The 8,012-nt window shown below is 73.6% G+C and carries 7 protein-coding genes; 2 read left to right on the top strand and 5 right to left on the bottom strand.

Annotated elements, in window-relative coordinates; translation table 11 throughout:
- Positions 1–17: 17 nt before the first annotated feature.
- Both CCN33_RS26550 and CCN33_RS26555 read right to left on the bottom strand, forming a co-directional pair.
- On the bottom strand, positions 18–1,508 hold the full coding sequence (locus CCN33_RS26550) for an MFS transporter (RefSeq protein WP_086695989.1): 1,491 nt from the start codon (positions 1,506–1,508) through the stop codon (positions 18–20).
- Between the two features lie 61 nt (positions 1,509–1,569).
- Complete coding sequence (locus tag CCN33_RS26555; protein WP_086695990.1) at positions 1,570–2,049, bottom strand: Lrp/AsnC family transcriptional regulator; 480 nt, start codon at positions 2,047–2,049, stop codon at positions 1,570–1,572.
- 261 nt (positions 2,050–2,310) lie between these two features.
- Between CCN33_RS26555 and CCN33_RS26560 the strand changes: the two genes are divergently transcribed.
- Positions 2,311–3,804, top strand: a complete 1,494-nt coding sequence (locus tag CCN33_RS26560) for an FUSC family protein (protein WP_086695991.1) — start codon at positions 2,311–2,313, stop codon at positions 3,802–3,804.
- 158 nt (positions 3,805–3,962) lie between these two features.
- Here the strand turns inward: CCN33_RS26560 and CCN33_RS26565 are convergent, their stop codons facing one another.
- Positions 3,963–4,883, bottom strand: a complete 921-nt coding sequence (locus tag CCN33_RS26565) for a sirohydrochlorin chelatase (protein ID WP_086695992.1) — start codon at positions 4,881–4,883, stop codon at positions 3,963–3,965.
- A gap of 152 nt (positions 4,884–5,035) precedes the next feature.
- Positions 5,036–6,043, bottom strand: coding sequence for an N-acetylglucosamine kinase (locus tag CCN33_RS26570; protein WP_086695993.1), 1,008 nt, complete (start codon positions 6,041–6,043; stop codon positions 5,036–5,038).
- A 125-nt stretch (positions 6,044–6,168) separates the two neighbouring features.
- On the opposite strand from CCN33_RS26570, the gene CCN33_RS26575 reads away from it, so the two are divergent.
- Entirely contained in the window at positions 6,169–6,846 is a 678-nt protein-coding gene (locus CCN33_RS26575; protein ID WP_086695994.1) for a uracil-DNA glycosylase, read from the top strand.
- A gap of 84 nt (positions 6,847–6,930) precedes the next feature.
- Here CCN33_RS26575 and CCN33_RS26580 read toward each other — a convergent pair.
- Positions 6,931–8,012, bottom strand: a 1,082-nt coding sequence (locus CCN33_RS26580) for a WD40/YVTN/BNR-like repeat-containing protein (RefSeq protein ID WP_086695995.1), incomplete at its 5' end; no start/stop codon positions are given.

Raw genomic sequence — 8,012 nt, forward strand, 5'->3', positions numbered from 1 at the left:
GATCGACGAGACACCCCCTACGCCTTGGACGGCGTGCGCTCCGCGGGCTCCGGGGCCGGGCCGTCGCCCATCGGCGGCTCCGGGTGCGTCTGCCGCTCCCGCAGGTCGGCGAGGGCCAGCACCAGCGCGACCAGGATGATCCCGACCGCCGTGAGCAGACCCAGTTGCAGCGCCCGCGTGGAGGTGCCGTGGTTGGCCAGGTGGGCGAAGTACACCGCGCCCACGGCCGCGATCCCGGCCGCCGAGCCGATGCGCTGGGCCGTCACGAGGATGCCGGCCGCCGCCCCGGCCCGCCGGACGGGGACACGGGTGAGGGTCAGCGTGGTGTTGGGCGAGATCGTCACCCCGGACCCCACCCCGGCCAGCAGCAGCGGCAGCGCCGCCGCCCAGGCAGCGCCGGGCCCCTGGAGGAGTTGTACGGTGCCGATCACGGCGAGCAGGCCCACCGCCACCCCGGCCAGCCCGACGACCACCAGCTTGCGGCCGTGCCGCACCACCAGCCGGCCGCCCAGCGCCGCTCCGGCCGCCGAACCGATCGCGAACGGCAGCGAGGCCAGACCCGCCGCCAGCGCGCCGTAGCCGAGGCCGTTCTGCAAGTACAGGGTGTAGATGAAGAACACCGTGGTGAAGCCGCCGAAGTACACCAGGTTCAGCAGCACGCCCAGGGTGAAGGAGCGCAGGGAGAACAGGTCGAGGTCGATCAGCGGATCGTTTCCGCGCTTGCCCTGACGCCGCTCCCACCGCCAGAACGCGGCCAGCAGCAGCGCCGCCACCGGCATCAGGGTCCACTTCGTCCGGCCCGTCCACTGCTGCTCCTGCACCAGCGGCAGCATCAGCGCCAGCACACCCGCGCCGAGCAGCAGCACGCCCATGAGGTCAGCGCCCTCCCGCCGCTTCTCCGCGACCGGGGTGCGCGGCAGCAGCCGCAGCGCCGCGCAGAACGCGGCCACGCCGATGGGCAGGTTCACGTAGAACACCCAGCGCCAGCCGTCGTCGACGCCGAACGCCTGGATCAGCAGGCCGCCCGCCGGCGGTCCGACCGCGGTGGAGACGCCGACCACGCTGCCCAGCATGCCGAACGCGCGCGCCCGGTCGGCGCCCTGGAACATCTGCTGGATCAGCCCGGTCGTCTGCGGCGCGACGATGCCCGACGCCGCGCCCTGCAGCAGCCTGAAGACCACCAGCCAGCCCGAACTCGGCGCCAGCCCGCACGCCACCGAGGTGACCGTGAACAGCGCGAGCCCGAAGAGGAACGCCGCCCGGCGCCCGCGTACGTCGCCGAGCCGGCCCGCCGGCACGAGGGCGAGGCCGAAGGTGAGCGCGTAGCCCGACACCACCCAGGACACGTCGGCCGCGTCGGCGCCGAGGCCGCGTTCCATCGAGGGCAGCGCGACGTTGACGATCGAGCTGTCGAGCAGCGTCATGAAGCCCGCCACGAGACAGACCGCGAGCGCCTGCCACCGCCGTCGGTCACCGGCGGCGGCAGGGCGGGTCTGGACTGTAGTCATGGGGTCACGCTATGCAGTGACCGTCACCGCCGCACCACGGGAAACGGGCCCGCGCGGCCGGTCAGGACCTCGCCGCCGACCGGCCCACCGACTCCACCAGGGGCAGCAGCCGGTACGGCACCCGCTCCCGCAGGGCCACCTCGGTGCGGGTGCGCACCACGCCGGGCACGCTGATCAGCTTCTGGATCACGTCCTCCAGATGGGCGTTGTCCCGGCCCACCACCCGCGCGAGCAGGTCCCCGCCACCCGTGGTGGAGAACGCCTCGACGATCTCCGGAACGGCCGCCAGCGCCTCCCCGACATCGTCCATGTGGCCCTGGGTGACCTCGATGTGCACGAACGCCAGCACGGGGTGGCCCAGCGCGGCGGGGGAGAGGGAGGGGCCCGTGCCGGTGATCACGCCGTCCCGCTCCATCCGGTCCAGCCGGGCCTGGAGGGTGCCGCGCGCGATGCCGAGGAGGCGGGCGTACTCGCGCACGCTGGTGCGCGGCTGCTCCAGCAGCAGGCGCAGGATGCGGGTGTCCAGCTCGTCCACGGCCATCGTGGTTCGGTCTCCTCGTGGTTCGTCGAACAGCGTGACTGTACCAATGGCTCAGTGTCCTCCGATGCGGGGACGCCGTGCGACCTGGGCCGTTGGTCCCAGGAGTGGCTGGGGCGGTGCCGCCTGTGTGGGCCAATGGCTCAGTCAAAACGGAGCCAGTTGAGCCAAACGGACTTGGGGTGCTGTCATAGAGGTGTCGATGGCGCTGCGGATTCCGCGGCGCCTTTTTCGTGCGAACGGCCACTAGGGGGCGGACGAGCAGTGCTGAAGAAGGTGTTCATGGCGCCGGACCCGGGGCGGGTGCGGCTGCGCTTCGCCGCGCGGGCCGTGCTCGGTATCGGGCTGGCCGTGGTGGTGTGCGGGCTCGCGGGGCAGTCGCTGCCCGGCATGGTCGCGGGCGGTCTCGCCGCGTTGCTCGCCCTGTTCACCGTCGCCGACGCCACCGTGCGCGGGCAGGCCGTCACCACGGCGCTGCTTCCCGGGGTGGGCGTGCTGGTACTGGCGGTCGCCGCCGAGCTGCACGCGTACCCGGTCGCGCGCGACCTGGCGTTCCTCGCGGTCGTCGGTGCGGGGGTGTACGCGCGCCGGTGGGGGCCGCGCGGGCACAGCGTCGGGGTCTTCGCCTTCATGATGTTCTTCGTCGGGCAGTTCCTGCACGTCACCCCGGTGCAACTGCCCGAGCTGTACGCCGCCGTCCTGCTGTCCGTGCTCAGCGCTGCCGCGGTGCGCTTCGGGGTCTGGTGTTACGAGCGGGAGCTGCCGGTGCCGACGGTGCCCGCCCCTCCGGGAGGGACGGGGCTGGCCCGCGTGACCACCCGGCAGGCCGCGCAGGCGGTCGCGGGCGCCGGGTTCGCGCTGGTCCTCGGGCAGGTGCTGTCCGGGCAGCGCTGGTACTGGGCCGTCGGGGCGACATGGTGGGTCTTCGTCAACACCGCCTCGCGCGGGGAGACCCTGGTACGGGGGTTCCGGCGCGTGCTCGGCACCGTGCTCGGGATCGGGCTGGGCCTGCTGGTGGCGCTGCCGGTGGACGGGGCTGTCGTGCCGTCCGTGGCGCTGGTCACGGTCGCGGTGTTCGGGATCTTCTACTCGGCCGCGGTGTCCTACACCTGGATGATGCTGTGGGTGACCTTGCTGGCCGAGGTTCTGTACGGGCTGCTCGGCGTGCTCACGCCTTCGCTGCTGGCACTGCGGGTGGCCGAGACGGCTGTCGGGGCGGCGGGGGCGATGCTGGCCGTGCTGGTGGTGCTGCCGGTGACTACGCACGCCACCACCGACGCCTGGATCCAGCGGGCCCTGCGGTGTGTGCACGCGTGTACGGCTGAGGCGGCTGCGCGGCTTGCGGGTTCCGCCACGGCTGACCCGGCTCCGCGGGTGGCCGAGCTGGAGCAGTTGCTCGGACGGGTGCGGATGTCCGTCGCGCCGTTGGTGCATCCCTTGAATCCGCTGGTGGGGCGTAAGGGGCGGGCTCTGCGGGTGCTGGCGCTTCTGGACGAGTGTGCGCGGGCGGTTCGGGGATTGGCGGCTGTCGCGGCTGACCCCGAGGCGTCGCACGATGCTCGGCTGGCTGCCGCTTGCTGGCGGGTGGAGTCGGCTGTCGAGGCGCTCACGGAAGGGGGCTCCGAGCCGTTGCACCGGCCCGGTGAGGCTCCGGTGGAGCCGGCACTGGTCCATTTGCATGGGCTCGAGCACGCCCTGGCCGATCTGGCGGAGCCGCTTCGGGAGGCTGCGGGGGCGGGCCGGCTGGTGGGGGCTTGAGAGTGCGTCCCGCGCCGCTGGGGAGGCTTGGGCGAGGCTTGCTGGGTGGTGCGGGTCGGCTCTGGCTGGTCGCGTAGTTCCCCGCGACCCTGGCCGGGTAGCGCAAAGGGCCCGCTCCGGGGTTGCCGGGGCGGGCCCTTCCTGGGTGCTTGGCCTAGTCAGAAGGCTGGGGCGCCCTGGGGCTGCTGGGCGATGCCCAGGGCGGCCGTGTACTTGGCGAGGGCCAGCTTGCCGATGGCCGGGTAAGCGCCGAGGGCCTCGGAGGTGGCGCAGTCGACCTCGGCCGCCGCGGCCGTGAGGAGCGCGGTGTCGATCTCCGGGCCGATCAGGTACGGCGCGAGCGCGAGCTGCTGCGAGCCCGAGGCGCGGAGCTGCTCGGCGATGGAGGCGATGGAACCCTCCTGGTCGAGCGCGGCCGCCATCACCGGCACGGCGAGGCGTGCGGCGAGCAGCATGCCCGTGATGCCGGCGGCCTGCACGGCCTCCTCGCCGCCCACCGACGCCAGGATGATGCCGTCGGCCGCGGTCGCCACCGTGAAGAGGCGGGCGCGGTCGGCGCGGGCGAGGCCCGCCTCGGACAGCCGCACGTGCAGCCCCTCCGCGAGCAGCGGGTGCGGGCCGAGGACGTCGGTCAGCTCGGCGGTGACCCGGCTGTCCATCACGGCCTGGCGGGTCTGCCGCAGCAGGGCGTTGTCGGGACCGGCCAGCAGTGGTACGACCACGGCCACCGGCCCGTCCGGCGCCTTGGCGTCGGAACCGGCGGCTACGGCCTGCTCGTGGCGGGCCGTGCGCTCCTCGGCGGCGCGCGCCAGGACGGCGCTCAGGGTCGGGAATTCGTCGTCGTCCCCGTCCAGGTAACCGATCCGCGCGTCGAGGCCGGGCAGCTCGGAGCGGGCGATGCTCACGACCTCCTCGGCGAGGCTGCGCGTGGCGGCGCTGGGCGCACCGGGCACCGCGAGGACGAACGCGGGCGCGTCCTCGGGAGCCACCAGCGGCTCCGGACGGCGGTGCCGTCCGGGCTGGCGGGGTCGCGGCATTCGTACTGGCAGGCCGGACTCGGGTCCAGTGGGGGAGCTCATGGCGCCGCATGTTACTGGTTTGCCGAGCGGCCCTGTTCGGGGAGGGTGCAGGTGAGCGGTATCCGTCCGGTTTTGTCGGATGAGTTGCGTACATGGGGCGGCTGATCCGGTCCCGTATCGGGTAGTTGAGGGATCGGTGCGATGGATTTCCCTTATGTCGCTCTCCTGTGTACGCCTGATACGCACAGCAGCCGGGGGTCCTCGGGCCAGATGGCGTCTCCGGCCGCGAGTGCGGCCGCGAGCCGTGCCGAACCGTGCAGGGGACCGCCCTGGGGCGCGGTCTGCCGGGCATGGGGTGCCTCGTGCGCCAACTCGTCGTGCAGAAAGGAGAGAAGCGGCTCTCCCAACTTCAAGAGGCCACCGGTGCAGGCGACTTCGGGCTCACCGGCTTCCGGGCACACGGCGGCGACGGACTCGGCCATGTGGCGGGCGGCCGCGCGCAGGATGCCGGTGGCCACGGGGTCGTGTGGGGCGCAGGCGGCGACCTCGGGGGCGAAGGAGGCGAGTACGGCGACTCGGTCGGGGCGGGGGTAGATCAGCCCCGGTAGCTCCGGCGGCTGTCCGAACCGCTCCCGTGCGCGCTCCAGCAGCGGTGCGGAGCCGCCCGCGCGGCCGTCGTACGCCCGCAGCGCCGCCTCCAGGCCGGCCCGGCCGATCCAGGCGCCGCCGCCGCAGTCGCCCAGCAGGTGGCCCCAGCCGTCCGCGCGGCGCCAGGTGGTCAGGTCCGTGCCGATGGCGATCAGGCCGGTGCCCGCCGCGAGGACGGCACCCGGACGTGGTCCGAGGGCGCCGATGTACGCGGTGACCGCGTCCGCGGCCAGGGCCACGGTCCGTACGCCCAGCGCGCGGGGCAACGCGTCCGGCAGCTCGGCGCGGAGGCCGTCGCCCAGAGTGGCGAAGCCGGCGGCGCCGATCACGGCCGTGGTCAGCTCGTCCACGCCGGCCCTGGCCGCGAGGGCGCGCGCCAACGGCAGTACCAGCTCCAGCAGATGGGCCGGGTCGATGCCTTGCTCCCCGGTCCGTACCGGCTGTCCGGACCTGCCCTCCACGGGGGGCGCTCCGTCGTACGTCCCTACGGCCACGCGCAGGCCGGAGCCTCCGGAGTCGACCGCGAGGTAGCCGGGCGCGGCCGGGTGAGCCGCCTTGCCCTCTGCGAACAATGGGATGCCCTTCTCCTCGCCGAAGCGCGTACGACGGAGGCAGGGTAGCGGGGGAGGGGGCCTGCGCGGGGGCTGATCCACAGCCGTTCGGGTGATGTCGGTGGTGGCCACTAGAGTGACTTGACGTGGCACGACGACCGTTGAACGAACTTGTAGAGGCCGGCTGGGCGAAGGCCCTGGACCCGGTGGCCGACCGCATCGCGGCCATGGGGGACTTCCTGCGTGCCGAGGTGGCGGCGGGGCGGACCTATCTGCCGTCCGGGGCGAATGTCCTGCGGGCCTTCCAGCAGCCCTTCGACGATGTGCGGGTCCTGATCGTGGGTCAGGACCCGTACCCCACGCCGGGCATGGCGATCGGGCTGAGCTTCGCGGTGGCGCCGGAGGTGCGGTCGCTGCCGGGCAGCCTGGAGAACATCTACCGGGAGCTGAACACCGACCTGGGCCTCCCCCGGCCCTCCAACGGCGACCTGACCCCGTGGACCTCGCAGGGTGTCCTGCTGCTCAACAGGGCCCTCACCACCGCGCCCCGCAAGCCCGGCGCCCATCGCGGCAAGGGCTGGGAAGAGGTCACCGAGCAGGCCATCCGCGCGCTCGCCGCCCGCGGCAAGCCCCTGGTCTCCATCCTCTGGGGCCGCGACGCCCGCAACCTCCGCCCCCTCCTCGGGGACTACCCGGCCATCGAGTCCGCCCATCCCTCACCCATGTCGGCCGACCGCGGTTTCTTCGGCTCCCGTCCCTTCAGCCGGGCCAACGACCTGCTGACGACCCAGGGGGCGGAGCCGGTGGACTGGCGCCTGCCGTAGGGCGCCGGGAGGTGGGCCGAGCCACCCGCGTCGGCCCACCGGACTCGCTCGAGCGTGGCGCCTGCCCGCAGGGGGACGCGCTCCTCAGCCCACCACCGCCGCCCGTACGCACAGCACATCCGGCAGATGGGACGCCAACTGCTCCCACGTGTCCCCGTCGTCCGCGGAGGCGTACACCTCGCCGTTGCGGTTGCCGAAGTACACGCCCGCCGGGTCCGCGTCGTCGGTGCAGAGGGCGTCGCGGAGGACGGTGCCGTAGTGGTCGTCCTGGGGGAGGCCCTGCGAGAGGGGTTCCCAGGACTTGCCGGCGTCGGGGGTACGGAAGACCCGGCAGCGGTGCTCGGCGGGGACGCGGTCGGAGTCGGCGTTGATGGGGAAGACGTAGGCCGTGCCGCCCCGGTGCGGGTGCGCGGCGACGGCGAAGCCGAAGGTCGAGGGGAGGCCCTCGCCGATGTCGGTCCAGTGGGCGCCCGAGTCGTCGCTGCGATAGACGCCCCAGTGGTTCTGGAGGTACAGGCGGTCGGGGTCGTCCGCGTCCCGGGCGACCTTGTGGACGCACTGGCCGAACTCGGGGTCGGGGTCGGGGAGGAACGCGGCGGAGACCCCGGAGTTCGACGGGGCCCAGCTCTCGCCGCCGTCCGTCGTCCGGAAGACTCCGGCGGTGGAGACCGCCACCGTCACCGCGCGCGGATCGCGGGCGTCGGTCAGTACGGTGTGCAGCCCCTCCCCGCCGCCGCCCGGCACCCACTGTGAGCGGGTCGGGTGCTCCCACAGCGGGCGTACCAGTGCGAAGCTCTCGCCCCGGTCCTCGGAGCGGTACAGCGCGGCCGGTTCCGTACCCGCGTACACCACGTCCGGCTCGGCGGCGGCCGGGTGGAGCTGCCAGACGCGTTCCAGCGAGGCGCCGGTGTCCTTGGGGAACCTGACGGCGGGCCGGCCCGGCTCGGTCCAGGTGCGGCCCAGGTCGTCGGAGTGGAACACCGACGGGCCCCAGTGCGCGCTGTCGCCACTGGCCAGCAGGCGGGGTGTGTCACCGCGGGTGTCGACGGCGACCGCGTAGACCGCCTGGGCGTTGAAGCGGGGGCCGTCGTCGAACTTCCAGGCGCCGCCGCGCCGTCGGCCGATGAACAGACCCTTGCGGGTTCCCACGGCGAGCAGTACCTCGG

It is taken from the genome of Streptomyces recifensis (assembly GCF_002154615.1).
Taxonomy (GTDB): Bacteria; Actinomycetota; Actinomycetes; order Streptomycetales; family Streptomycetaceae; genus Streptomyces; species Streptomyces griseoluteus.

Bases quoted from the DNA above. Each gene is read 5' to 3' on its own strand.
- CCN33_RS26550 (WP_086695989.1), bottom strand. From the start codon at position 1,508: ATGACTACAGTCCAGACCCGCCCTGCCGCCGCCGGTGACCGACGGCGG.
- CCN33_RS26555 (WP_086695990.1), bottom strand. From the start codon at position 2,049: ATGGCCGTGGACGAGCTGGACACCCGCATCCTGCGCCTGCTGCTGGAG.
- CCN33_RS26565 (WP_086695992.1), bottom strand. From the start codon at position 4,883: ATGAGCTCCCCCACTGGACCCGAGTCCGGCCTGCCAGTACGAATGCCG.